This window comes from Enterobacter cloacae complex sp. P47BA (assembly GCF_014930485.1).
Classification (GTDB): domain Bacteria; phylum Pseudomonadota; class Gammaproteobacteria; order Enterobacterales; family Enterobacteriaceae; genus Enterobacter; species Enterobacter bugandensis.
This window is the reverse complement of the sequence record NZ_JADBRF010000003.1, coordinates 169,522-193,235: the sequence shown is the minus strand read 5'-3', so window position 1 is coordinate 193,235 and position 23,714 is coordinate 169,522. Positions and strand designations below refer to the sequence as shown.

Genomic DNA, 23,714 nt, shown 5'->3' with positions numbered 1-23,714 from the left:
ATGAATATTACCTGGAAAAAAGGGCTGTATCTGACAGCCCTGTTATTCACCCCGTTCGTCATGGCTGACGGCAGTTATAACCTTCACGTTTTCGGTACCATTGTCGGTGAATCCTGCAATGTCGATACGCAAAACGTGGAGCAGACTGTCGACATGGGCGAGTTTTCCGCAGGCGATTTTCCCGTACCGGGCTCCACCACTCCCCCGAAAAAATTCGATATTAGTCTCAAAGGCTGTACCGCTGCGATTACCGATACTCAGGTGTGGTTTACCGGACAGGCGGATCGGGACAATCCCTCCCTGCTGGCGCTTTCAGATACCGGTAAAGGCCATCTCTCAACCATGGCGACCGGTCTGGGCGTAGAGCTTCTGGATAGCGCTCTCACGCCCATCGATATTAACAACACCGAATCTGCCCACTATCCGCTCGCGCCGGGGGACAATCTGTTGTCCTTCTTTTTACGCTACAAATCCACCTTGCCCACCGTCACATCAGGCGAAGCCACGGCGGTGATGTATTTCGATCTGCTGTATCAGTGAGGCACCGCGTGAAACCCTTCATCAGATTAGCTTTACTTAGCGTATCTCTGGCACTGTTCCCGCTGGCCAAAACAATGTCGCATGACGGAACGATTTATATTACGGGAACGATAAAAAACAAAACCTGCGTCATTTCCCCCGACTCAGAACATCTGGTCGTTACCATGACGCAGGTTAATGCGACCCAGCTTGAGAAGGCCAAAAATGAGACACCGTATGAGCGGTTCACGATTGACGTCGAGCAGTGCGGGGCGGGGCTTAACACCATTACTACCCGTTTCGAAGGAACACCTGACGGACAAAACAACGCGCTTTTGGCGATTACCGAGGCGCAAAATAGCGCCAGCGGTGTCGCAATCGGCCTTTTCAACACCGATAAATCCCCGCTGCCGCTGAGCGGAGAGAGCCTTCCCTTTGTGCTTACCGGAAATCAAACGACCGCCGAGCTCGTTTTCTTTGCCCGCTATCTCGCCGTCACGGATACCGTCACCCCAGGTACCGCAAACGCGGCAGCAACCTTTGTTTTGACTTATGCATAAATTTGTCATGTCGGCGAAAATATTCGCGATTTCACTGATGATTGTGTTGCTGGTCAACGCGCAGGGACATGCGGGCGTAGTTGTTGGTGGAACCCGGTTTATCATTCAGCAAAGAGATAAATCAACCACCGTCTCGGTGCGCAACAAGTCGGACATACCTTACCTTGTTACTGTCCGAATCTCTCCCGGTGGAAAATGGCCCGGCGCAGAAGCGCCCGGGTCTGCGGGCCGTTCGCTGGTGGTTATACCACCGCTATTTGCCATAAAACCCGGACATGAACATATTATCCGCCTGCTGCAGGCAGAGGCTGACCTGCCAGCCGATCGCGAATCACTCTTTACGCTTAACATCGCCAGTATTCCGTCAGCCCATGAGGGCAGTCGGGATGTGCAGATAGCGGTACGTTCGGCGTTTAAGCTGCTCTATCGCCCGGAGGGATTAAAAGGAAACCCCGATCGCGCCTATCGGGAAATACGCTGGTCTTACTCCGATGAGGGATTAATCGCGACGAATCCTACCCCGTATTACGTGACGCTTTTCCAGACCGTCATCAACGGCACGCCCGTTGTTAACGCTGGTGTTGTTGCTCCCTTCAGCCAACGAAAAACCGAATGGTGCCGTCGCGCACCGCGCTGCGAGATACGCTGGCAAACCCTCAATGACGCCGGGCGGGTGTTGCCCATGATGGTTCAGACACTGCATCGAGGAACCCACAAACCCGACACTAACGGTGAAACTCCGCCACCGTCATAGTGAAGCGAAGCACGCTCACCCCTTCGTTCGCATAGCCGTGCGCCGCTTCGGTTTTCGCCACCGCCGACGCGCCAGCATTCACCTGCGTCACCGTCTCGTCCACCGTCAGCGTCAAGACGCCTTCGTTCACGTGCAGCAGCTCAAAGGTTCCCGCCGGATGCCCTGTCGAAGTGAAATACTCCCCCGGATGCATCTCCCACTGCCACAGCTCAATCATGTCCGGCCCCGCGGTGCCCGCCGCGCTGGCGCAGGCCTGCCAGCAGATGTTGAATGATGATGTGCCGTGGGCTGATGCGCACCTTTCAGGCTGGGATGAGGTGTTTAAAGCCTTCGGCGCGAAACCGAAACGCACGCCCTGTTCCGCCACAGCCCTGCGCAAGCGGGTACTGAAAGACTGTTCGCTGCCGTCGCTGGATCCGGTCGTGGATATCTATAACGCGGTGAGCATTCGCTACGCCATTCCGGTGGGTGGGGAAAATCTCGCGGCGTACTCGGGCGCGCCGCGCCTGACGCTGGCCGACGGCAGCGAGCCGTTTGATACCTTTAAAGAGGGAGAGCCGGTGGTGGAACATCCGGAACCGGGCGAGGTTATCTGGCGTGACGATCTCGGCGTCACCTGCCGCCGCTGGAACTGGCGACAGGGGATACGGACCCGCCTGGACAGCCAGGCGCAATCGATGTGGTTTATCCTTGAAAGCCTGCCGTCGATGCCGCTTGCGGCACTGGAAGAGGCAGGGCAAGAGCTGGTCAACAATTTGCAGCAGTTGATGCCGGGGGCAACGGTGCAGGTGAAGCTGCTGGAGCTGGCCTGAACAGCGCCACCGGGCAAAGCCGCTACTCGGGCAACAATCCCACAAAGCTGCGTTTTTTGCGCGGCTCCGACATCAGCTCCTCGAGCTTATCCACGCACGCCAGATAGTGCGGCGTTTGCTTATGCGCCAGCACCGCCTCTTCGTTTTTATAGGCCTCGTAGATAAAGAAGCGGGTTTTCACCCGCGGGTCCTGCAATACGTCAAAGCGCAGGTTTCCCGGCTCCTTGATGGCCCCCTCGTGGTTGGCGCGAAACACCTCAAGAAACTCGTCCACCCGCTCGGGCTTGATGTTAATTTCAACCAGCGTCACGTTCATTTTGCTTCTCCCTGTTTCTCGTCCTGCCAGAACTGGAACGCCTCCCGGGCGCTCACGTTCTCGTGAACCACTTTTTTCACCGCTTTCAGCATGGCGAGCGGCGCGCTGGACTGGAAGATATTGCGTCCCATGTCCACGCCGGACGCCCCCTGATCAATCGCCCGCCAGCACATCTCCAGCGCCTCGAGCTCCGGCAGCTTTTTGCCCCCGGCGATGACGATCGGCACCGGGCAGCTGGCGGTCACTTTTTCAAAGCCCTCGTCCACGTAGTAGGTTTTGACGAACTGCGCCCCCATCTCGGCGGCGATGCGGCTGGCGAGCGAGAAGTAGCGCGCGTCACGCGCCATCTCCTTGCCGACGCCCGTTACCGCCAGCGTTGGCATGCCGTAGCGCGCCCCTGCATCGACAAGCTTGATGATGTTGTTGATAGATTGATGCTCAAACTCGCTTCCGATGTACACCTGCGCCGCCACCGCGCAGACGTTCAGGCGCAGGGCATCTTCCATCGCCACCGCCACGCACTCGTTCGACAGCTCGCCCAGAATGGAGTTACCGCCGGAGGCGCGCAGCACCACCGGTTTGTTTGTCGCGGCGGGCACCTGGCTTCGCAGAATGCCGCGGGTACACATCAGCACGTCTGTTTCACCGAACAGCGGCGCAATGGAGAGATCGATACGCTCAAGGCCGGTGGTCGGCCCCTGAAAGTAGCCGTGGTCAAAGGCCAGCATCACCGTGCGGTTGCTCTGCGGGTTGAAGATGCGCGAAAGCCTCGACTGCATGCCCCAGTCCAGCGAGCCGCAGCCCTTCAGGGTGTAAGGCACATTCTGCTGCGGCGTGCCGATGCCAAAATCCTTGCCGTCTTTGATGTCGTCTAAATCAGCCATTTGCTCCCCCGTCAGAAATCGTATTTGCTGATGTTCTCTTTGGTGAACACCACCCGCTCCGGCAGCAGCACGATGCCGTTGCCCTTCGCCTCATACTGGTAGCCCTGCACGCTGTTCGGCTCGACCTTCAGCGTCCCGATATCTTTCACGTCGACGCTGTCGCCAGGGTTAAGATCGCCTTTTTTCAGTAGGCGATCGGCGACATTGACCGCAATTTTGCCCTGTTGCACCACGTCCCACAGGCCGAAGGCCTTCACCGTGCCGCGCTCAACGTACGGGCGCATCACGTTCGGCGTGCTGAAGCCGACAATCGCCACCCCTTCCCGCTTCAGGTTTTCCGCCGCCTGCGCCGCCGCCGGCAGCGCGTTGGCGTCCGGGGCGATAATCGCATCCAGATCCGGATACGCTTTTAAGATCCCCTCGGCGGTTTGCAGAGATTTGGTGGCGTCGTTATAGCCAAACTGGGTGGTGACGACCTGCCACTGCGGATGATCTTTCTCGATTTTGGCCTTCGCCTCTTTTACCCACTGGTTCTGGTCGGTAACGGTGGGGCTGGAGTAGAAGAACGCCACTTTCGCGTTCGGTTTGGTGACCTGCTTGCCCGCCATGTCCACCAGCAGGCCGCCGAGCTGTTCCGGCGTCCCCTGGTTGATGTAGATGCTGCGGCACTCCGGTTTGGTGTCGGAGTCCCAGGTCAGGACCTTGACGCCGCGCTGCATCGCGCGCTTCAGCGCCGGGCAGAGACCGTCCGGCGACACGGCGGAGACGATGATGGCGTTATAGCCTTGGTTGACGAAGTTGTTGATGAGCTGCACCTGGCCGGAAACGCTCGGCTCGGTCGGGCCGTCGTAGGTCACGTCCACGCCAAGATCTTTCCCCGCCTCTTTCGCGCCGTTGCCGCCGCTGGTGAAGAAACCCACGCCCACCAGCTTGGGGATAAAGGCAATGCGGTCCGCCGCCTGCGCCGAGGCGAAGCTGAGGGCCATTGCCAGGACGAGCAGTTTTGTTTTCATCTTACGCTCCGGAGTGTTTTCTGAAGAGAGATCGCACCCATTCGCGGTGCAGACTTAGCGAACGTCCCATCACCACCACAACCAGCAGCGCCCCCGACAGCGCGCTCGACACCTGGTTGGGGATGCCGACCATCTGTAATCCCTGCTGGAGATACCCCACCAGCAGCGCCGCCAGCGCCGTACCGACAACCGAACCTGAACCACCGTAGATATTCGCGCCGCCCAGCACCGCGGCGGTCAGCGCAGGCATCAGTAAATCGCGCCCCAGATCCGAACGCGCCGAGCCGAAATAGGAGACCATCACCAGCGCGGCCACCGCCGAGGCCACGCCCACCAGGCCGTACAGCGCATACGGCATGCCGTTGACCGACAGCGCCGCATAGCGCGCCGCGCGCGGGTTCTGCCCAATCAAAAACAGATGACGGCCAAAGCGCCCGCGGTGGGTCATCAGCCAGAAGAAAGCGGTAATCACCGCGAACAACACCAGCGGGATCGGCAGCCCCAGCACCGTGAGGTTAGCAAAGGCGGTAAAGCTGTCCGGGAAGCCGCCGATGCCCTCATAGCCCGTCGCCCCCGCCATGCCGGAGAGCAGCAGCGCGCCGCCGCCGTAGAGGTAGAGCGTGCCGAGGGTAATGACTAAAGGGCTAATGCCGGTGTAGTGGATCAGCGCCGCATTCACCAGCCCACACAGCAGGCCAAGCAGCAGCGTCAGCGGAACGGCGATCGTCATGGGCCACCCCGCCTGCATCATCACCCCCAGCGCGATGGCGCACAGGCCGATGGTGGAGCCCAGCGAAATGTCGATCCCGCCGCTGATAATCACCAGCGTCAGCGGCAGCGCCACAATGCCGATGCAGATAAAATCGCTGGTGCTGAACAGCAGCATGTTGATATCAAGCATGCGCGGATTGATGGCGCCAAAGAGCAGGATCTCCAGCACCAGTAAAATCAGCAGCGCGCTTTCCCAGTTAAGCCTCATTTACGCCACCTCTTTTTTGCGTTTGGGAAACGGGGTGACGTGCTTTCCCCCTTTGTTACCCGGCTGGAAGCGACCGTACTTCAGCGCCCGCTGATGCCTTGAAAGCGCCTGACGCAGGCGTCCGTCAAGTACCAGCACGCCCAGCAGCACCAGCCCGGCGATAAAGTCGTTCCACCATGCCGGGAGTCTGAACAGCACCAGCACGGTATCGATTTGGGTGAGGAAGAAAGCCCCAAGCAGAGCACCGATCAGCGTGCCGGTGCCACCCAAAAGCGAGATCCCCCCGAGGACGCAGGCGGCGATAGCCTTCATCTCCAGCCCGCTGCCGGTCTGGTTGGGCACAAAGCCGATCTGCGCGGCAAAGACAATCCCGGCGCAGGCCGCCAGCATGCCGTTCAGGGTAAAGGCAATCATGCGGGTGCGGTTCACCGCCACGCCCAGCTGTCGCGCGGCGGCGAGGTTATCCCCCACCGCGTAGAAATCACGCCCGAACGCGGTGCGCGATAGCCCCCACGCGCCAACGACCACGAGAATCAACACTCCTACGCCGAGCGGTGAAATGCCGATGGCGGCAGGCTCGGAGATAGATTTCAGTCCCGGCGGCAGCCCCTCAATCCACTTTCCGCCGGTCCAGAGCAGCATCGCCCCGCGGTAAAGCCCCAGCGTGCCGAGGGTGGCGACAATCGCCGGAATGCGCAGCCCCACCACCAGAAAACCGTTGAACGCCCCCGCCAGCGCGCCAATCGACAGCGCAAAAAGTATCGATACCGGCAGGCTGTAGCCACCGTTGAGCGCCACGCCGACGGCAATCGCGGACAGCCCGACGGTCGAGCCCACGGAGACGTCGATATTGCGGGTCAGCATCACCAGCGCCGCGCCGATGGCCAGCAGGATCAGGATCTGCGCGCTGGCGAAGATCATCCCCAGCGTTTGCAGGCTGAAGTAGGACGGATTAAGCGCCACCAGCACGGCGAACAGCGCCAGAATGGCGAGAAACGCGCTCAGCTCGCGGTTTTTCAGTAAGGTCTTCATGATTGCCCTCCGAACGCCAGCGCCATCATCCTGTCGAGACTGACGGCATGGCGCGGCAGTTCACCGCTGAGTACGCCCTGGTGCATCACCAGCACCCGGTCAGCGAGGCCCGGAAACTCGTCGAGATCGCTTGAGATCATCAGCACCGCCACGTTCTGCGCCGCCACGCTTTTCAGCAGCTGATAGATATCGGCGCGCGCCGCCACGTCCACGCCGCGCGTCGGTTCATCGACGATCAGCAGCAGCGGGTTGGCCTCCAGGCAGCGCGCCAGCAGCACCTTCTGCTGATTGCCGCCGGAGAGCGTGCGCACGGTTTGATCCGCATGGTTGAGCTTGATCCCCAGCGCCCGGTGATAGCGTTCCACTACCGCGGACTCTCTTTTACGCTGCTGCCAGAGCGACGGCTCGTTCAGCGCCACGGTGTTCCAGCGGATCGGCGCGTCGAGGAACAGGCCGGACACCTGCCTGTCTTCCGGCAGATAAACCAGCCCTTTTTGCAGGCGTGAATTTACCGGATCGTCGGTGATCTCCTGGTTCTCCAGCCAGACGCGCCCCCCGCGCACAGGACGCAGGCCATAAAGCGTTTCGGCAAACTCGGTGCGCCCGGATCCGACCAGTCCGGCAAGGCCGACGATCTCCCCGGCGTAAATCTCCAGGCTGAGATCGATAAAGCCCTCTCCGGTGAGATCTTCCACCCGCAGCACCGGGAAATCCTGCGGCTGGGTGCGGCGGTTGCCCGGCAGCGCCAGCCACAGCTTTTGCGCATCGCTTAAGCCTTTCTCGCGGCTGACCGGCGTCATGGCGGCGATCAGGGCGCTGTCGTCAAACTGGACGGTTTCTCCGCTGAGCACCACCGCGCCGTCGCGCATCACCGAAACGTGGCTCGACAGCGTGCGGATTTCCGGCAGCTTATGCGAGATAAAGACAATCCCGACGCCGAGCGCCTGTAAGGCGCTGATCTGGCGAAACAGCCGTTCGGTTTCGCCGGGCGTCAGCGAGGCCGTGGGCTCGTCGAGGATCAGAATTCTGGCGTTGCGCATCAGCCCGCGCAGGATCTCAACCATCTGCTGGTCCGCCACTTCCAGGGTGCTGGCCATTGCGTCGAGATTAAGCTGACATTGCAGCTGCTGGAGTTTCTCCGCCAGCCGCTTTTCCCGATCGCGCTCGCGCGGCAGGCGGAACAGGATGTTTTCCCTCACGGTCAGGTTGGGGAAAAGCAGAGGCTCCTGCGGCACCAGATAAATGCCTAACCGGTGCGCCTGCGCCGGGGTAAGCCGTGCAAAAGACTCGCCCGCAACCGAAAGTTCACCGCTATCCGGCGTTTCCACCCCAGCGATGATCTTCATTAGCGTCGATTTTCCCGCGCCGTTACCGCCCATCAGCGCGTGCACCTGCCCCGCAAGCAGCGTGAAATCAATGCCTTTTAAGACCGGCACGCCTGAGAACTGCTTGCTGATATTTCGCGCGTTGAGAAGTGGTGTCATCATCGCTCCGCTATTGAACAAATGATTTTTAGATTTAATAATGTTCAAAAGCGTAGACGGTGAACTATATTTACAACCGTGCAGGGATCACAGTTTTATCGATTGAGATTCAGATTAACCAGAAACGATCTAAAAGATCCGTTTTGCCGCGTGGCTCACATTTTCACGCCGCGCCACTACGAACATATGATCTAAATTTTTATAAGAGTTCAATTATGAGCGATAAACGCACTGCGGAAGAAGGTCGGTTTGCCGGGCTGGCACTGGCGGAAGAGGAGCTGGTGGCGCGCGTGGCCTGGTGCTATTACCACGACGGATTGACCCAGAACGACATCGGTGAACGGCTCGGGCTGCCGCGTTTGAAGATTTCCCGCCTGCTGGAGAAGGGCCGCCAGTCCGGGGTTATCCGCGTGCAGATCAACTCCCGCTACGAGGGCTGTCTGGCGCTGGAAACCGAGCTGCAACAACGCTTTGGCCTGAAGCTGGTGCGCGTGATGCCCGCCCTGAATACGCCGCCGATGAACGTGCGGCTGGGCATCGGCGCGGCGCAGTCGCTGATGGGCGTGCTGGAGCCCGGCCAGCTGCTGGCGGTGGGGTTTGGTGAAACCACCATGAGCAGCCTGCAACACTTAAGCGGCTTTATCAGCTCGCAGCAGATCCGCCTGGTGACGCTTTCCGGCGGCGTGGGGCCGTATATGACCGGTATCGGCCAACTGGATGCAGCCTGTAGCGTCAGCATGATCCCCGCCCCGCTTCGCGTCTCATCTGCGGAAGTCGCCGGGATCTTAAAACGTGAGACCAGCGTGCGGGACGTGATCCTCGCCGCGACCGCCGCTGACGTGGCGGTGGTCGGCATTGGTTCCGTGAACCAGCGCCGTGACGCGACGATACTGCGCTCCGGCTATATCAGCGAAGGCGAGCAGCTGATGTACGCCCGTAAAGGGGCGGTGGGCGATATCCTCGGTTATTTCCTTAACGCCGAAGGGGAATGCGTCGAGGAGCTGGAGATCCACAAAGAACTGCTGGGCGTCACGCTCGATGAACTGGCGCAACTGCCCACCATCGTCGGCGTGGCCGGCGGGGAAGAGAAAGCCGATGCGATTTATGCCGCACTGAAAGGTCGCCGTATTAATGGCCTGGTGACGGAAGAGACGACAGCCCGCGCGGTGCTGGCCCTGACGTAAAGGGCATGCCCTGCGCTAACAACGAGGCAAGCTCATGAGTTACCTTTTAGCGTTAGATGCAGGGACAGGCAGCGTTCGCGCCGTGATTTTCGATTTGCAGGGCAACCAGATTGCCGTCGGCCAGGCCGAGTGGAAGCACCTGAGCGTGGAGAACGTGCCGGGGTCGATGGAGTTCGATCTCGACACCAACTGGCGGCTGGCCTGCCGGTGCATTCATCAGGCGCTGGAGCGTGCGCACCTGAGCGCGGCGGATATTCAGTCCGTCGCCTGCTGCTCCATGCGTGAAGGGATTGTGCTGTACGATCGCAACGGCGAGGCCATCTGGGCCTGTGCCAACGTCGACGCCCGCGCCAGCCGCGAGGTGGCCGAACTCAAAGAGATCCACGACAACCGTTTTGAATCCGAAGTGTATGACGTCTCAGGGCAAACGCTGGCGCTGAGCGCCATGCCCCGCCTGCTGTGGCTGGCGCACCATCGCCCGGACATCTACCGCAGGGCCGCGACCATCACCATGATCAGCGACTGGCTGGCGGCGAAGCTTTCCGGCGAGCTGGCGGTCGACCCGTCGAACGCGGGCACGACGGGCATGCTGGATCTCTTCTCCCGCGACTGGCGTCCGGCGCTGCTCGACATGGCCGGGCTGCGCGCAGATATTCTCTCTCCGGTAAAAGAGACCGGCACCGTGCTGGGTGCCATTACCCATGAAGCCGCGCAGCAGAGCGGCCTGCGCGAAGGCACGCCGGTAGTGATGGGCGGCGGCGACGTGCAGCTGGGCTGTCTGGGGCTGGGCGTGGTTCGCGCCGGACAAACGGCGGTGCTGGGCGGCACCTTCTGGCAGCAGGTGGTCAATCTGCCACAGGTACGCACCGACCCCGACATGAACATCCGCGTGAATCCGCACGTCATCCCCGGCATGGCGCAGGCGGAGTCGATCAGCTTCTTTACCGGGCTGACCATGCGCTGGTTCCGCGACGCCTTCTGCGCGGAGGAAAAGCTGATTGCCGAACGAATGGGAATGGACACCTATTCCCTGCTGGAAGAGATGGCAAGCCGCGTACCCGCTGGCTCCCACGGCGTAATGCCAATCTTCTCCGACGCGATGCATTTCAAGCAGTGGTACCACGCCGCGCCGTCGTTTATTAACCTCTCCATCGACCCGGAAAAGTGCAACAAAGCGACGCTGTTCCGCGCCCTGGAGGAGAACGCGGCAATCGTCTCGGCCTGTAACCTGACGCAGATTTCGCGCTTCTCCGGCGTGACGTTTGATAGCCTGGTGTTTGCGGGCGGCGGCGCAAAGGGCGCCCTGTGGAGCCAGATTTTAAGCGACGTCACCGGCCTGCCGGTGCGCGTGCCGGAAGTCAAAGAGGCAACGGCGCTCGGCTGCGCCATTGCCGCCGGAACGGGCGCGGGGCTGTTTGCGGATATGGCCTCGACGGGCGAGCGGCTGGTGAAGTGGAGCCGCGAGTTTACGCCAAACCCGCAGCACCGGGAGCTGTACGACGGCATGATGGAGAAGTGGCAGGCGGTGTACGCGGATCAGCTCGGGCTGGTGGACAGCGGGCTGACCACGTCGATGTGGCAGGCGCCGGGGTTAGCGCGGGCAGCGACGCCGTAAATAACGCCGGATGGCGCTTCGCTTATCCGTCCTGGGGTTTTGTAGCCCCGGTAAGCGTAGCGCCACCGGGGAAGTTCTTTGAGATCTATCACAATCATTCGATCCCGCTTTTACCTTTCTGCTGCCGCTGGCTAAATTAGTAACTCATCCGACCACATAACAATAATTTTACACTGGAAGAGACTATGAGCCGCTACCCGTCGCTATTCGCCCCCCTCGATCTGGGGTTTACCACCCTCAAAAACCGCGTGCTGATGGGCTCGATGCACACCGGGCTGGAAGAGCGTCCGGACGGAGCCGAGCGCCTGGCAGCCTTCTATGCCGAACGCGCCCGCCACGGGGTGGCGCTGATTGTCACCGGCGGCGTAGCCCCTGCCCCTTCAGGCGTGACGATGGAGGGCGGCGCAGTCCTGAATGATGCGACACAGCTGCCGCATCACCGAATTGTCACGGACGCGGTGCATAACGAAGGCGGCAAAATCGCCCTGCAAATTCTGCATACCGGGCGCTACAGCTATCAGCCAAAGCTGGTTGCGCCATCGGCTATTCAGGCGCCGATTAACCGCTTTACCCCTCACGCCCTCAGCCACGACGAGATCCTGGCGCTGATCGACGATTTTGCCCGCTGCGCCGCGCTGGCGCGTGAGGCGGGCTACGACGGCGTGGAGGTGATGGGCTCTGAAGGCTATCTGATTAACGAATTCCTCGCCGCACGCACCAACCAGCGCGACGACGAATGGGGCGGTGACTATGCCCGCCGGATGCGCTTTGCCGTGGAGGTGGTGCGCGCGGTGCGCGAACGTGCGGGCGCGGACTTTATAATTATCTTCCGCCTGTCGATGCTCGACCTGGTGGAGGGCGGCGGCACGTTCGACGAAACCGTGCAGCTGGCGCAGGCGATTGAAGCCGCAGGTGCTACCATTATCAACACCGGGATTGGCTGGCACGAAGCGCGCATCCCGACCATCGCCACGCCGGTGCCGCGCGCGGCGTTCAGCTGGGTAACGCGCAAGCTGAAAGGCAAAGTCTCCGTTCCGCTGGTCACCACTAACCGCATTAACGACCCGCAGGTGGCGGACGATGTGATCTCACGCGGCGACGCCGATATGGTATCGATGGCGCGTCCGTTCCTCGCGGACTCCGAACTGCTCTCCAAAGCGCAAAGCGGCCGTGCGGATGAGATCAACACCTGCATCGGCTGTAACCAGGCCTGTCTGGATCAAATATTCGCCGGCAAAGTCACCTCATGCCTGGTGAACCCCCGCGCCTGCCATGAAACCAAAATGCCGGTGGTTGCGACAGTCAATAAAAAACGCCTGGCCGTGGTGGGCGCTGGCCCCGCTGGGCTGGCGTTTGCGGTGAATGCCGCCTCGCGCGGGCACAGCGTGACGCTGTTTGATGCCGCCGGTGAAATTGGCGGGCAGTTTAATATCGCCAAACAGATCCCCGGCAAAGAGGAGTTCTATGAAACGCTGCGCTACTACCGCCGGATGATCGATCTGACGGGTGTTGATCTGCGGCTTAACCAGCTTGTCAGCGCGGCGGATCTGATCGGTTTCGACGAGGTGATCCTCGCGAGCGGGATCGCACCGCGCACGCCTGCAATCGAGGGTATCGATCATCCGAAGGTGTTGAGCTATCTGGACGTATTGCGTGACAAAGCGCCCGTTCGCGAGAAGGTGGCGATTATCGGCTGCGGCGGGATCGGCTTTGATACCGCGATGTATTTAAGCCAGCCGGGCGAGGCCACCAGCCAGAACATCGCCGAGTTTTGCGTAGAATGGGGCATTGATACCAGCCTGAGCCAGTCCGGCGGATTACGGCCGGAAGGGCCGCAGCTGCCGAAAAGCCCGCGCCAGATCGTGATGCTCCAGCGTAAGGCCAGTAAGCCGGGTGAAGGGCTGGGCAAAACCACGGGCTGGATCCACCGCGCCACCCTGCTCTCGCGCGGAGTGAAGATGATCCCGGGGGTGAGCTACCAGAAGATCGACGACGACGGGCTGCATGTGCTGATCGGTGGTGAACCGCAGCTGTTGCGCGTGGATCATGTGATTTTGTGCGCCGGACAGGAGCCAAAGCGTGATCTGGCGGACCCGCTGCGCGAAGCGGGTAAAACGGTGCATTTGATCGGCGGGTGCGACATGGCGATGGAGCTGGATGCGCGGCGGGCGATTGCGCAGGGCACCCAGCTTGCACTGGTTATTTAGCGACGACGCCCCAGCTTCACCGCTTTCAGCACCACAAACTTGTTATTGGTCGCAATGGTGACGCAGTTGCCGAAAATCTTCTTCAGCTTGTGGAAGTAGTCCAGGTGGCGGTTCGCCACGATATACAGCTCGCCGTTGATTTTCAGGCAGCGGCGCGCGTGGTGGAACATCTCCCATGCGACGTTATCCGTCAGGGCGTGCTTCTGGTGGAACGGCGGGTTGCAGAACACGGCGTTGAAGCGGAAAGGCTCAACGCCGGAGAGCGCGTTGTTGATCATAAATTCGCAGCGATCCACCGCTTCCGGCATGTTGGTTTCCACGTTCAGACGGCTGGAGGCCACCGCCATCGGCGACTCGTCGCTGAACACCACGCTGGCTTCCGGATTCTTCGCCAGCAGCGTCAGGCCAATCACGCCGTTGCCGCAGCCCAGATCGACAATCTCCCCTTCCAGGTTTTCCGGCAGGTGCTCCATAAAGAAACGCGCCCCAATATCCAGCCCGGTGCGGGAGAAAACGTTCGCATGGTTATGGATGGTCCAGTCGGTGCCTTCCAGTTTCCAGCTCAGCGTCTCCGGCGCGTCGGCCAGCTCCGGTGCGCTGAAGGTGCAGTTGATCAGGCGCGCTTTTTTCCAGGCAAGCGTGGTAGTGGTCGGGCCGAGCACTTTCTCGAACAGCTCCAGCGTTGAGGTGTGAATATCGCGCGCTTTGGCACCCGCAATAATGCGGGTTTCCGGCGTGACGACTTTGCGCAGCGCGCGAAGCTGTTGCTCCAGCAGTGCCATGGTTTTTGGCACCTTGATCAATACCACGCCCGGCGCCTGCGGGTAGTCCGCGGTGCTGTCGAGGAACTTCACGCTGGACTCGTCGATGTCGTTATGTCGCAGGTTTTCACGCGTCGCCAGTTCGCTCAGGTAGGAATCGCCGATGCTGTACGGCGTGTGCTCTGCCAGGGCGCAGCCCAGGGCACCAAACGCGTCATTCAGGATCAGAACCGGGCCGCGGATTTCAGTCTCATCCAACTGCTGCAGCAGATATTCATCCGCCGCTTCCCACGCCTGAAGCGGGTTAACGTCGTCCGTTTCCGGGAAACGTTTAAGGTTGAGTGAACGGAAACCGTTGTCTAAGTGGCTCATCGGCCCTCCTGAATGGTAAAATTTGGCGTATCCCTGAAAAGGGTGCGTGAGTATACCCGTTTTCGCATTAATTTGGGCTTTTGATGAACCAACTTACTTATCTCCAGGGCTATCCGGAGCATTTACTGACTCAGGTTCGCAGCCTGATTGCCGAGCAGAAGCTCGGCGCGGTGCTGGAAAAACGCTATCCCGGCACGCACGATTTCGCGACCGATAAGGCCCTCTGGCAGTATACGCAGGATCTGAAAAGCCGGTATCTGAAGAGCGCGCCGCCGATCAACAAGGTGATGTACGACAACAAGATCCACGTGCTGAAAAACGCGCTCGGCCTGCACACCGCCATCTCCCGCGTGCAGGGCGGCAAGCTGAAGGCTAAGGCGGAGATCCGCGTGGCGACGGTGTTTCGTAACGCGCCGGAAGCCTTTCTGCGGATGATCGTGGTGCATGAGCTGGCGCACCTGAAAGAGAAAGAGCACGACAAAGCGTTCTATTCCCTGTGCTGCCACATGGAGCCGCAGTATCACCAGCTGGAGTTTGATACCCGCCTGTGGCTTACGCATTTATCGTTAAATGGTAATGCGGAATAGCGCACTGGTTTTGCAATAATCCCGTGCTACAGTGGCTAAAGGTTCCCCGCTACGGAGTACGTAAACGTTTATGATACGTTTCGCAGTCATTGGAACGAACTGGATCACGCGCCAGTTCGTCGACGCCGCCCACGAAACCGGCAAACTTAAACTCACCGCAGTCTATTCCCGCAGCCTTGAGCAGGCGCAGAGCTTTGCTAACGACTACCTCGTCGAGCATCTCTTCACCTCCCTGGATGAAATGGCGCAAAGCGACGCCATTGACGCGGTTTATATCGCCAGCCCGAACTCCCTGCACTTCCCGCAAACGGCGCTGTTTCTCAGCCACAAAAAGCACGTGATTTGCGAGAAGCCGCTGGCCTCGAATATTGAGGAAGTGGAAGCGGCCATTGCGCTTGCCCGCGAAAACCAGGTGGTGCTGTTCGAAGCGTTCAAAACCGCCAGCCTGCCGAATTTCCTTCTGCTGCAGCAGTCCCTGCCGAAAATTGGCAAAGTGCGCAAAGCCTTTATCAACTACTGCCAGTATTCGTCGCGCTATCAGCGCTATCTGGACGGCGAGAATCCGAATACCTTTAACCCGGCCTTCTCAAACGGCTCGATTATGGATATCGGTTTTTACTGCCTGGCCTCTGCCGTAGCGCTGTGGGGCGAGCCGCACGGCGTTACGGCCACCGCCAGCCTGCTGGAGAGCGGCGTGGATGCACACGGTTTGGTGGTGCTGGACTACGGTGATTTCAGCGTCACGCTGCAGCACTCCAAGGTGAGCGATTCCGTGTTGCCGAGCGAAATTCAGGGCGAAGCCGGGTCGCTGGTCATCGAGAAGATCTCCGAATGCCAGAAGGTGAGCTTCGTGCCGCGCGGCGGCAAAGCGCAGGAACTGACGCAGCCTCAGCATATTAACACTATGCTCTATGAGGCAGAGGTCTTCGCCCGTCTGGTGGAAGACAACGAAGTGAATCACCCAGGCCTTGCGGTAAGCCGCACCACGGCGAAGCTGCAAACCGAGATCCGCCGCCAGACCGGCGTGGTGTTCCCGGCAGACGGCGTCGGCGCGGAAGCGATCGCGTAAAGCTGTGTAATGAAACGGCGCAGGCCATTGACGAAACCGATGGTCTGACATATTTTGTTACCTGCAAAGGGGAGTAACTTCTTCGCCGGTGGATCGTCATTACGATGCGTAAAATATGCATCCGGTCGCCGGGCAACCTTCGTGGTTGTAAGTGAGACCTTGCCGGAAGGCGAGGTCTATGCATAAAAAGCTAACGGCTATCGTCTTCTGACCATGGCCGTTTTTGTTTTTTATGTGTAAGGAAAATAGTATGCATTCTGTCGGCACTCCAATGCTGTGGGGCGGATTCGCGGTTGTCGTGCTCATCATGCTGGCGATCGACCTCTTTTTGCAGGGTCGTCGCGGCGAGCACGGCATGAGCGTTAAGCAGGCCGCCGTCTGGTCGCTGGTCTGGGTTACCCTCTCGCTCCTCTTTTGCGCCGCCTTCTGGTGGTACCTGGCCTCGACTGAAGGCCGTGCGGTGGCCGATCCTCAGGCGCTCGCCTTCCTCACCGGTTATCTGATTGAAAAAGCCCTGGCGGTTGATAACGTCTTCGTCTGGCTGATGCTGTTCAGCTACTTTGCTGTGCCTGCAGCCTTGCAGCGCCGCGTGCTGGTCTACGGCGTGCTGGGTGCCATTGTCCTGCGTACCATCATGATCTTCGCCGGCAGCTGGCTAATTACCCAGTTCGAATGGCTGCTGTACGTGTTCGGCGCGTTCCTGCTGTTCACCGGGGTCAAGATGGCGCTGGCGAAAGAAGACGATACCGGTATCGGTGATAAGCCGCTGGTGAAGTGGATCCGCGGCCATCTGCGCATGACGGACAAGATCGAGAGCGAGCACTTCTTCGTGCGTAAGAACGGCCTGCTGTTTGCTACCCCGCTGCTGCTGGTGCTGATTCTGGTCGAGCTGAGCGACGTGATTTTCGCGGTAGACAGCATCCCGGCAATCTTCGCGGTGACGACTGATCCGTTCATCGTGCTGACCTCTAACCTGTTTGCGATCCTCGGTCTGCGCGCGATGTACTTCCTGCTGGCAGGCGCGGCAGAGCGATTCTCGATGCTGAAGTACGGTCTGTCGGTGATCCTGGTGTTTATCGGTATCAAGATGCTGATCGTGGATTTCTACCACATCCCGATCGCCATTTCGCTTGGCGTGGTGTTCGGCATTCTGCTGGTGACGCTGGTTATCAATACCTGGGTTAACCGCCAGCACGATAAAAAGCAGCAGGCGGAGTAATCCCCTCACCCTAACCCTCTCCTCAAAGGGGAGAGGGTTAACACACTTTTGTGACTCAATAGTTAAAAAATATGATGTGACACGTAAAATCCAGCATTTTACTCTTCCGCCTTTCCCCGCTTTCCTTGATACTCAACCAGGCAAACAAATATTTACATCCTGAAATAAATGTGACTTAGAGCACATCCAGGATGGAACACAATTTCACTTAGGAATTTAGTATGAGCACACAATCTAAGGGCCTGCTTGCGCGTCTGACGCAGGGTAGCCTGGTTAAACAAATCCTGGTAGGTCTGGTTCTGGGTATTCTGCTGGCGCTGGTGTCAAAACCCGCCGCGGAAGCGACGGGGCTTCTCGGAACGCTTTTCGTGGGCGCGCTGAAGGCCGTTGCGCCGGTGCTGGTACTGATGCTGGTCATGGCTTCTATCGCCAATCACCAACACGGACAAAAAACCAACATTCGCCCGATTCTCTTTTTATATCTGCTGGGCACGTTTTCTGCTGCGCTGACCGCAGTGGTCTTTAGCTTCCTCTTCCCCTCCACGCTACATCTGACCTCTGCGGCGGGCGACGTCACGCCGCCTTCAGGCATTGTGGAAGTGCTGCGCGGCCTGCTGATGAGCATGGTTACGAACCCCATTGATGCTCTGCTGAATGCCAACTACATTGGCATTCTGGTGTGGGCGATCGGCCTGGGCTTCGCCCTGCGTCACGGCAACGAAACGACGAAAAACCTGGTCAACGACATGTCCAACGCCGTGACCTTTATCGTTAAGGTCGTGATTCGCTTTGCGCCCATCGGTATCTTCGGTCTGGTGTCGTCTACCCTGGCCACAACCGGCTTTGACGCGCTGTGGGGCTACGCGCAGCTGCTAATGGTGCTGGTCGGCTGTATGCTGCTGGTGGCGCTGGTGATCAACCCGCTGCTGGTGTTCTGGCAGATCCGCCGTAACCCGTATCCGCTGGTGCTCACCTGCCTGCGCGAGAGCGGCGTATACGCCTTCTTCACCCGCAGCTCGGCGGCAAACATTCCGGTTAACATGGCGCTGGCGGAGAAGCTGAACCTGGACCGCGATACCTATTCCGTGTCGATCCCGCTGGGTGCGACAGTGAACATGGCAGGTGCGGCGATCACCATCACCGTGCTGACCCTGGCGGCCGTGCAAACGCTGGGTATTCCTGTGGATCTGCCAACGGCGCTGCTGCTGAGCGTGGTGGCGTCGCTGTGTGCCTGTGGCGCATCCGGCGTGGCGGGCGGTTCGCTGCTGCTGATCCCGCTGGCGTGCAATATGTTCGGCATCCCGAACGAGATCGCCATGCAGGTTGTGGCCGTCGGCTTCATCATCGGCGTGCTGCAGGACTCCTGCGAAACCGCGCTGAACTCCTCTACAGACGTGCTGTTCACCGCAGCGGCCTGTCAGGCGGAAGACGCGCGTTTAGCGAAGAACGCGCTGCGAGGTTAACAGCAAAACGGCAACCCTGAGGTTGCCGTTTTTAGTGTTTCTACCCTCTCCCCGTGGGAGAGGGCCAGGGTGAGGGCACCAGCCCGCACCGATTAAAGTTCAGTAGGTCGGGTAAGCGCTAGCGCCACCCGATAAAACATTTAAAGCGTCACACCACTCTTAAAGATCGCCAGCTCGCGGAAGTCGTTCTTCTCGTTACAGGTCTGCCTGCCGTTAGCAAACTCCACGATAGTGTCCACGAACTCCGTCAGCAGCTGCGGCATCGCTTTGCCGTGGATCAGCTGGCCTGCGTCGAAATCGATCCAGTGCTTTTTCTTCGCCGCCAGCTCGCTGTTGGTGGCGATTTTCACCGTCGGCACAAAACCGCCGTACGGCGTACCGCGACCGGTGCTGAACAACACCATGTGACAGCCCGCCCCCGCCAGCGCGCTGGTGGCGACCGCATCGTTACCCGGTGCGCTCAGCAGGTTCAGGCCGTGGGTTTTCAGGCGTTCGCCGTAGCGCAGAACGTCCACCACCTGGCTGGCCCCCGCTTTCTGGGTGCAGCCGAGGGATTTCTCCTCCAGCGTGGTGATTCCGCCCGCCTTGTTCCCCGGGGACGGATTCTCGTAAATCGGCTGATTGTGGGCAATGAAGTACTGTTTGAAGTCGTTCACCATGGTGACGGTCTTCTCAAACGTCTCTTCGTCGCGGCAGTGGCTCATCAGAATGCGCTCCGCGCCAAACATTTCCGGCACTTCGGTCAGCACCGTGGTGCCGCCGTTGGCAATCACGTAATCCGAGAAGCGGCCCAGCATTGGGTTAGCGGTAATGCCGGAAAGACCGTCAGACCCGCCGCACTCCAGGCCAAACTTCAGTTCGCTCAGCCTCCCCGGCTCGCGCCTGTCGTGGCGCATCACCTCATACAATTGATGCAGCTGCTCAACGCCCGCTTCCACTTCGTCGTCCTGATGTTGGCACACCATGAAGTGCACGCGCGCAGGATCGAATTCTCCCAGCGTCTCGCGGAAGGCGTCGACCTGGTTGTTCTCGCAGCCGAGGCCGATCACCAGCACCGCGCCCGCATTCGGGTGGCGCACCATGTTTTGCAGCATGGTGCGGGTGTTGATGTGGTCGTCACCCAGCTGGGAGCAGCCGTAGGTGTGGCTGAACAGATGTACCCCGTCGATGCCCTCGGCATCGTGGGTCTCCTTCAGAAAGCGGGTCTGGATCTGACGCGCAATGCCGTTCACGCAGCCGACGGTCGGCAGGATCCACAGCTCGTTGCGGATCCCCACATCACCGTTTGCGCGACGGTAGATTTGCACCTCACGATCCCCCGCCTGCACGTCTGCCTTCGGTAGTTCAGGCTGATAGCTGTACTCGTCCAGATCGCTGAGATTGGTGCGGGTATTGTGGGAATGAATATATTCACCCGGCGCAATATCCGCCAGCGCATGGCCGATGGGCAAACCGTACTTCACCACGTTCTCCCCTTTTGCAATGGGGATCAGGGCAAACTTGTGTCCACGTCCAATGGCCTGGCGCAACGTGACCGACAGGTTATCGAAGGCCACTTCCGTGCCTTCGGTTAAATCTGCCAGCGCGACGGCCACGTTATCCAGCGAATGGATTTTGATGTATTGCATATCAACCTCAGACGGCCTTAGTTCAGTTCAATGGCGAAGTAGTCACGTGCATTGTTAAAGCAGATGTTTTTCACCATGTCGCCCAGCAGCTGGAGATCCGCTGGCGCTTCGCCCGCATGCACCCAGCGGCCAATCATCTGGCACAGAATGCGGCGGAAATATTCATGACGGGTATAGGACAGGAAGCTGCGGCTGTCGGTCAGCATACCCACGAAGCGGCTTAACAGACCGAGCTGCGCCAGCTGCGTCATCTGACGCTCCATGCCGTCTTTCTGATCGTTGAACCACCAGCCGGATCCGAACTGCATCTTGCCCGGCATACCTTCGCCCTGGAAGTTGCCCACCATGGTGCCCAGCACTTCGTTATCGCGCGGGTTCAGGCAGTAGAGAATGGTTTTCGGCAGCAGGTTTTGCTCGTTCTGTTTGCTCAACAGTTTTGACAGCTCTTCCGCCAGCGGGCGGTCGTTGATGGAGTCAAAGCCCACGTCCGCGCCCAGCAGTTTGAACTGGCGCTGGTTGTTATTGCGCAGCGCGCCGATGTGGTACTGCTGTACCCAGCCGCGACGGGCGTATTCCGCGCCGAGGAACACCAGCACCGCGGTTTTGAACTGCGCCACTTCATGCTGGCTAAGCGATTCACCGGAGAGGCGACGCGCCAGGATGCTGTCCAGTTCGGCTTCGTTGGATTCTGCGAACAGCACCACGTCCAGCGCGTGGTCAGAGACTTTACAGCCGTGCGCCGCGAAGTGGTCCAGGCGTTTGGTCAGCGCGGTTTGCAGGTCAGCGAAACGACGGATGTCGGTATCGGACACTTCCGCCAGCTTCGCCATATAGTCGTTGAATGTGGCCTGCTCAATGTTGAAGGCTTTGTCCGGGCGCCAGCTTGGCAGCACTTTAATGTCAAAAGAGGCGTCTTTGGCGACAACGGCATGATGCTCCAGGGAGTCAATAGGATCGTCGGTGGTGCCCACCATCTTCACGTTCATCTGCTTCATGATGCCGCGCGCGGTGAAGTTATCCTGCGCCAGCAGCGCATTGCACTGGTCCCAGATCTCATCCGCCGTAGCGGGAGAAAGCAGCTTGCCGGTGATGCCAAACGGACGGCGTAGTTCGAGGTGCGTCCAGTGGTAAAGCGGGTTGCCGATAGTGTGCGGAACGGTCGCCGCCCAGGCGTCGAACTTCTCGCGATCGGTCGCGTCGCCGGTACACAGGCGCTCGGCCACGCCGTTGGTGCGCATTGCGCGCCATTTATAGTGGTCACCCTTCAGCCAGATATCATACAGGTTTTTGAAGCGGTAATTTTCGGCAACCTGCTGCGGCGGTAAGTGGCAGTGGTAGTCGAAAATCGGCTGGTCTTTAGCGTAGTCGTGGTACAGGCGGCGGGCAAATTCGGTATCTAGCAGAAAATCGTCGGTCATAAACGGCGTCATTATCGTCTTCCTCATTACGGGAGCGTCAGAAAGCGTATGTTCATATGCTGCAAAGTTATCACACCAATTTCCACCCACCGAAGCTTTTTTCGTGAGTGAGATCAATAAACGCTAACAAATAAATCACCCTCAATGGGTTAAACCCTTCTACAGGCCGCGCCGTTTCTGGCTTTGCGCGCAGCGATTAATGTCCCTACAAAGAATCATACATTTGTGATGTCACTCACCTTTTAAAGTTGTATGACAAGTTATCGTTTCGCCGTCGCAAACACTAAGCCGACGGAATGCGTTACCGGTGTGAGACACATCGGATTTAACGGTACGGATACCGACTTATGCACGCTTACTTATGGCAAGGTTCGGGCCGTTCCGGGACATTCTCCCGGCTACGCCCCTCCCGTTACACAACTGCTCCCGGCAACGGTTGAGAGGTTGCCGTGCTCTGGCGCGGAAATAACATAACGATGAGGTTTTAGATGCGTAAAATTAAAGGGTTACGTTGGTATATGATCGCACTGGTGACGCTGGGCACCGTGCTGGGCTACCTGACACGTAACACCGTGGCAGCCGCGGCGCCAACGTTGATGGAAGAGCTGCATATCTCCACGCAGCAATACTCTTACATCATCGCGGCCTATTCTGCCGCTTACACCGTCATGCAGCCTGTTGCTGGGTATGTTCTCGATATTCTGGGTACCAAAATCGGCTATGCCTTCTTCGCCATCGCCTGGGCGGTATTCTGCGGTGCAACCGCACTGGCAGGCAGCTGGGGCGGCCTGGCGCTGGCCCGTGGCGCGGTCGGTGCGGCAGAAGCCGCAATGATCCCGGCGGGGCTGAAAGCCAGCTCTGAGTGGTTCCCGGCAAAAGAGCGTTCCATCGCGGTGGGCTACTTCAACGTGGGCTCGTCCATCGGCGCAATGATTGCGCCGCCGCTGGTGGTGTGGGCCATCGTGATGCACAGCTGGCAGATGGCATTCATTATCTCTGGCGTGCTGAGCTTTGCCTGGGCAATGGCGTGGCTGGTTTTCTATAAACACCCGCGCGATCAGAAAAAACTCTCCGAGGAAGAACGCGAATACATTATTGGTGGTCAGGAAGCGCAGCATCAGACCAACAATGGCAAGAAGATGTCCGTCTGGCAGATCCTGGGCACCCGTCAGTTCTGGGGTATCGCCCTGCCGCGCTTCCTGGCTGAACCGGCCTGGGGTACCTTCAACGCGTGGATCCCACTGTTTATGTTTAAAGTCTACGGCTTTAACCTGAAAGAGATCGCGATGTTCGCCTGGATGCCGATGCTGTTCGCTGACCTGGGCTGTATTGTAGGCGGCTACCTGCCACCGCTGTTCCAGCGCTGGTTTGGGGTGAACCTGATTGTTTCCCGTAAGATGGTGGTGACCATGGGTGCGCTGCTGATGATTGGCCCGGGCATGATTGGTCTCTTCACCAGCCCCTACGTCGCTATCGCGCTGCTGTGCATCGGTGGTTTTGCGCACCAGTCGCTCTCCGGCGCGCTGATTACGCTCTCCTCTGACGTCTTCGGCCGTAACGAAGTGGCCACCGCCAACGGCCTGACCGGGATGGCCGCGTGGACCGCAAGTACGATGTTCGCGCTGGTCGTCGGCGCGCTGGCGGATACCATCGGCTTCAGCCCGCTGTTCGCGGTGCTGGCAATCTTCGACCTGATGGGCGCAGTGGTTATCTGGACGGTGCTGAAAAGCAAATCCGCAGAGGAGCTGGCGAAAGAATCTCTCGGGCGACCGGCTACGCAGAGTTAGCGAAAATGCGTTTCACCGAAGCCGCCCCCGGGCGGCTTTTTTAATGGCAAA

Annotated in this window: 21 protein-coding genes and 1 pseudogene; 12 read left to right on the top strand and 10 right to left on the bottom strand. The window is 59.3% G+C overall.

Translation table 11 applies throughout. The features are described 5' to 3' along the window. From IM299_RS05705 to IM299_RS05695, 3 genes are read left to right on the top strand one after another with little or no spacing between them, the layout of a single operon-like run. A complete protein-coding gene (locus IM299_RS05705) occupies positions 1-540 on the top strand; it encodes a fimbrial protein (protein ID WP_193357165.1) in 540 nt (179 codons plus the stop codon). Between the two features lie 8 nt (positions 541-548). Beyond that, positions 549-1,079 (top strand): fimbrial protein, encoded by a 531-nt coding sequence (locus IM299_RS05700; RefSeq protein WP_320701386.1) that lies wholly within the window; start codon positions 549-551, stop codon positions 1,077-1,079. A 7-nt stretch (positions 1,080-1,086) separates the two neighbouring features. Further along, positions 1,087-1,833, top strand: coding sequence for a fimbria/pilus periplasmic chaperone (locus tag IM299_RS05695; RefSeq protein WP_227013040.1), 747 nt, complete (start codon positions 1,087-1,089; stop codon positions 1,831-1,833). Here IM299_RS05695 and IM299_RS05690 read toward each other — a convergent pair. After that, positions 1,805-2,071, bottom strand: a pseudogene (locus IM299_RS05690) (cupin domain-containing protein); the annotation flags it as partial. The gene IM299_RS05695 and the pseudogene IM299_RS05690 overlap by 29 nt on opposite strands. Here IM299_RS05690 and IM299_RS05685 point away from each other — a divergent pair. After that, on the top strand, positions 2,025-2,645 hold the full coding sequence (locus tag IM299_RS05685; protein ID WP_370567627.1) for a B3/4 domain-containing protein: 621 nt from the start codon (positions 2,025-2,027) through the stop codon (positions 2,643-2,645). The pseudogene IM299_RS05690 and the gene IM299_RS05685 sit on opposite strands and share 47 nt — an antisense overlap. A 22-nt stretch (positions 2,646-2,667) precedes the next feature. Here IM299_RS05685 and lsrG read toward each other — a convergent pair whose 3' ends face one another. The 6 genes from lsrG to lsrA are packed head-to-tail and all read right to left on the bottom strand — an operon-like array spanning position 2,668 to position 8,353. After that, the gene (gene lsrG, locus IM299_RS05680; RefSeq protein WP_193357145.1) at positions 2,668-2,961 is read right to left on the bottom strand and encodes a (4S)-4-hydroxy-5-phosphonooxypentane-2,3-dione isomerase; all 294 of its coding nucleotides are present in this window, start codon (positions 2,959-2,961) and stop codon (positions 2,668-2,670) included. Further along, entirely contained in the window at positions 2,958-3,845 is an 888-nt protein-coding gene (lsrF, locus tag IM299_RS05675) for a 3-hydroxy-5-phosphonooxypentane-2,4-dione thiolase (RefSeq protein ID WP_193357144.1), read from the bottom strand. Before lsrF ends, lsrG begins: the two co-directional genes overlap by 4 nt. Before the next feature lie 11 nt (positions 3,846-3,856). Further along, complete coding sequence (gene lsrB, locus IM299_RS05670) at positions 3,857-4,858, bottom strand: autoinducer 2 ABC transporter substrate-binding protein LsrB (RefSeq protein ID WP_193357143.1); 1,002 nt, start codon at positions 4,856-4,858, stop codon at positions 3,857-3,859. 1 nt (position 4,859) lies between these two features. Then, positions 4,860-5,837: an autoinducer 2 ABC transporter permease LsrD gene (lsrD, locus tag IM299_RS05665; protein ID WP_193357142.1), complete on the bottom strand. Its 978-nt coding sequence runs from the start codon at positions 5,835-5,837 to the stop codon at positions 4,860-4,862. After that, positions 5,838-6,869: an autoinducer 2 ABC transporter permease LsrC gene (lsrC, locus tag IM299_RS05660; protein ID WP_193357141.1), complete on the bottom strand. Its 1,032-nt coding sequence runs from the start codon at positions 6,867-6,869 to the stop codon at positions 5,838-5,840. Then, the gene (gene lsrA / locus IM299_RS05655; protein WP_193357163.1) at positions 6,866-8,353 is read right to left on the bottom strand and encodes an autoinducer 2 ABC transporter ATP-binding protein LsrA; all 1,488 of its coding nucleotides are present in this window, start codon (positions 8,351-8,353) and stop codon (positions 6,866-6,868) included. The genes lsrC and lsrA overlap by 4 nt, the downstream gene beginning before the upstream one ends. Positions 8,354-8,568: 215 nt before the next feature. On the opposite strand from lsrA, the gene lsrR reads away from it, so the two are divergent. The 3 genes from lsrR (at position 8,569) to IM299_RS05640 (ending at position 13,359) form a co-directional block, all read left to right on the top strand. Further along, the gene (lsrR, locus tag IM299_RS05650; RefSeq protein ID WP_010435856.1) at positions 8,569-9,537 is read left to right on the top strand and encodes a transcriptional regulator LsrR; all 969 of its coding nucleotides are present in this window, start codon (positions 8,569-8,571) and stop codon (positions 9,535-9,537) included. Positions 9,538-9,571: 34 nt separating this feature from the next. Continuing rightward, on the top strand, positions 9,572-11,152 hold the full coding sequence (gene lsrK / locus IM299_RS05645) for an autoinducer-2 kinase (RefSeq protein ID WP_193357140.1): 1,581 nt from the start codon (positions 9,572-9,574) through the stop codon (positions 11,150-11,152). A gap of 185 nt (positions 11,153-11,337) precedes the next feature. Further along, a complete protein-coding gene (locus tag IM299_RS05640; RefSeq protein WP_193357139.1) occupies positions 11,338-13,359 on the top strand; it encodes an NADPH-dependent 2,4-dienoyl-CoA reductase in 2,022 nt (673 codons plus the stop codon). Here the strand turns inward: IM299_RS05640 and rlmG are convergent. Next, positions 13,356-14,492: a 23S rRNA (guanine(1835)-N(2))-methyltransferase RlmG gene (gene rlmG, locus IM299_RS05635; protein WP_028014499.1), complete on the bottom strand. Its 1,137-nt coding sequence runs from the start codon at positions 14,490-14,492 to the stop codon at positions 13,356-13,358. The genes IM299_RS05640 and rlmG overlap by 4 nt on opposite strands. Positions 14,493-14,575: 83 nt before the next feature. Here rlmG and IM299_RS05630 point away from each other — a divergent pair, with 83 nt between their 5' ends. From IM299_RS05630 to sstT, 4 genes are all read left to right on the top strand, one after another. Then, the gene (locus IM299_RS05630) at positions 14,576-15,079 is read left to right on the top strand and encodes a YgjP-like metallopeptidase domain-containing protein (protein ID WP_023333531.1); all 504 of its coding nucleotides are present in this window, start codon (positions 14,576-14,578) and stop codon (positions 15,077-15,079) included. A gap of 70 nt (positions 15,080-15,149) precedes the next feature. Next, positions 15,150-16,148 (top strand): Gfo/Idh/MocA family protein, encoded by a 999-nt coding sequence (locus tag IM299_RS05625; RefSeq protein ID WP_193357138.1) that lies wholly within the window; start codon positions 15,150-15,152, stop codon positions 16,146-16,148. Positions 16,149-16,398: 250 nt separating this feature from the next. Further along, positions 16,399-17,367 (top strand): TerC family protein, encoded by a 969-nt coding sequence (locus IM299_RS05620; protein WP_047367080.1) that lies wholly within the window; start codon positions 16,399-16,401, stop codon positions 17,365-17,367. Positions 17,368-17,588: 221 nt separating this feature from the next. Beyond that, entirely contained in the window at positions 17,589-18,830 is a 1,242-nt protein-coding gene (gene sstT, locus IM299_RS05615; RefSeq protein WP_041907970.1) for a serine/threonine transporter SstT, read from the top strand. 140 nt (positions 18,831-18,970) lie between these two features. On the opposite strand, the gene IM299_RS05610 is transcribed toward sstT, so the two are convergent. Together IM299_RS05610 and uxaC are read right to left on the bottom strand one after the other, a co-directional pair. Next, a complete protein-coding gene (locus IM299_RS05610) occupies positions 18,971-20,458 on the bottom strand; it encodes a UxaA family hydrolase (RefSeq protein ID WP_193357137.1) in 1,488 nt (495 codons plus the stop codon). Positions 20,459-20,475: 17 nt separating this feature from the next. Next, the gene (uxaC, locus tag IM299_RS05605; protein ID WP_048956668.1) at positions 20,476-21,888 is read right to left on the bottom strand and encodes a glucuronate isomerase; all 1,413 of its coding nucleotides are present in this window, start codon (positions 21,886-21,888) and stop codon (positions 20,476-20,478) included. 476 nt (positions 21,889-22,364) lie between these two features. Here uxaC and IM299_RS05600 point away from each other — a divergent pair, with 476 nt between their 5' ends. Then, positions 22,365-23,663, top strand: a complete 1,299-nt coding sequence (locus IM299_RS05600) for an MFS transporter (protein WP_028014505.1) — start codon at positions 22,365-22,367, stop codon at positions 23,661-23,663. Positions 23,664-23,714 lie beyond the last annotated feature (51 nt).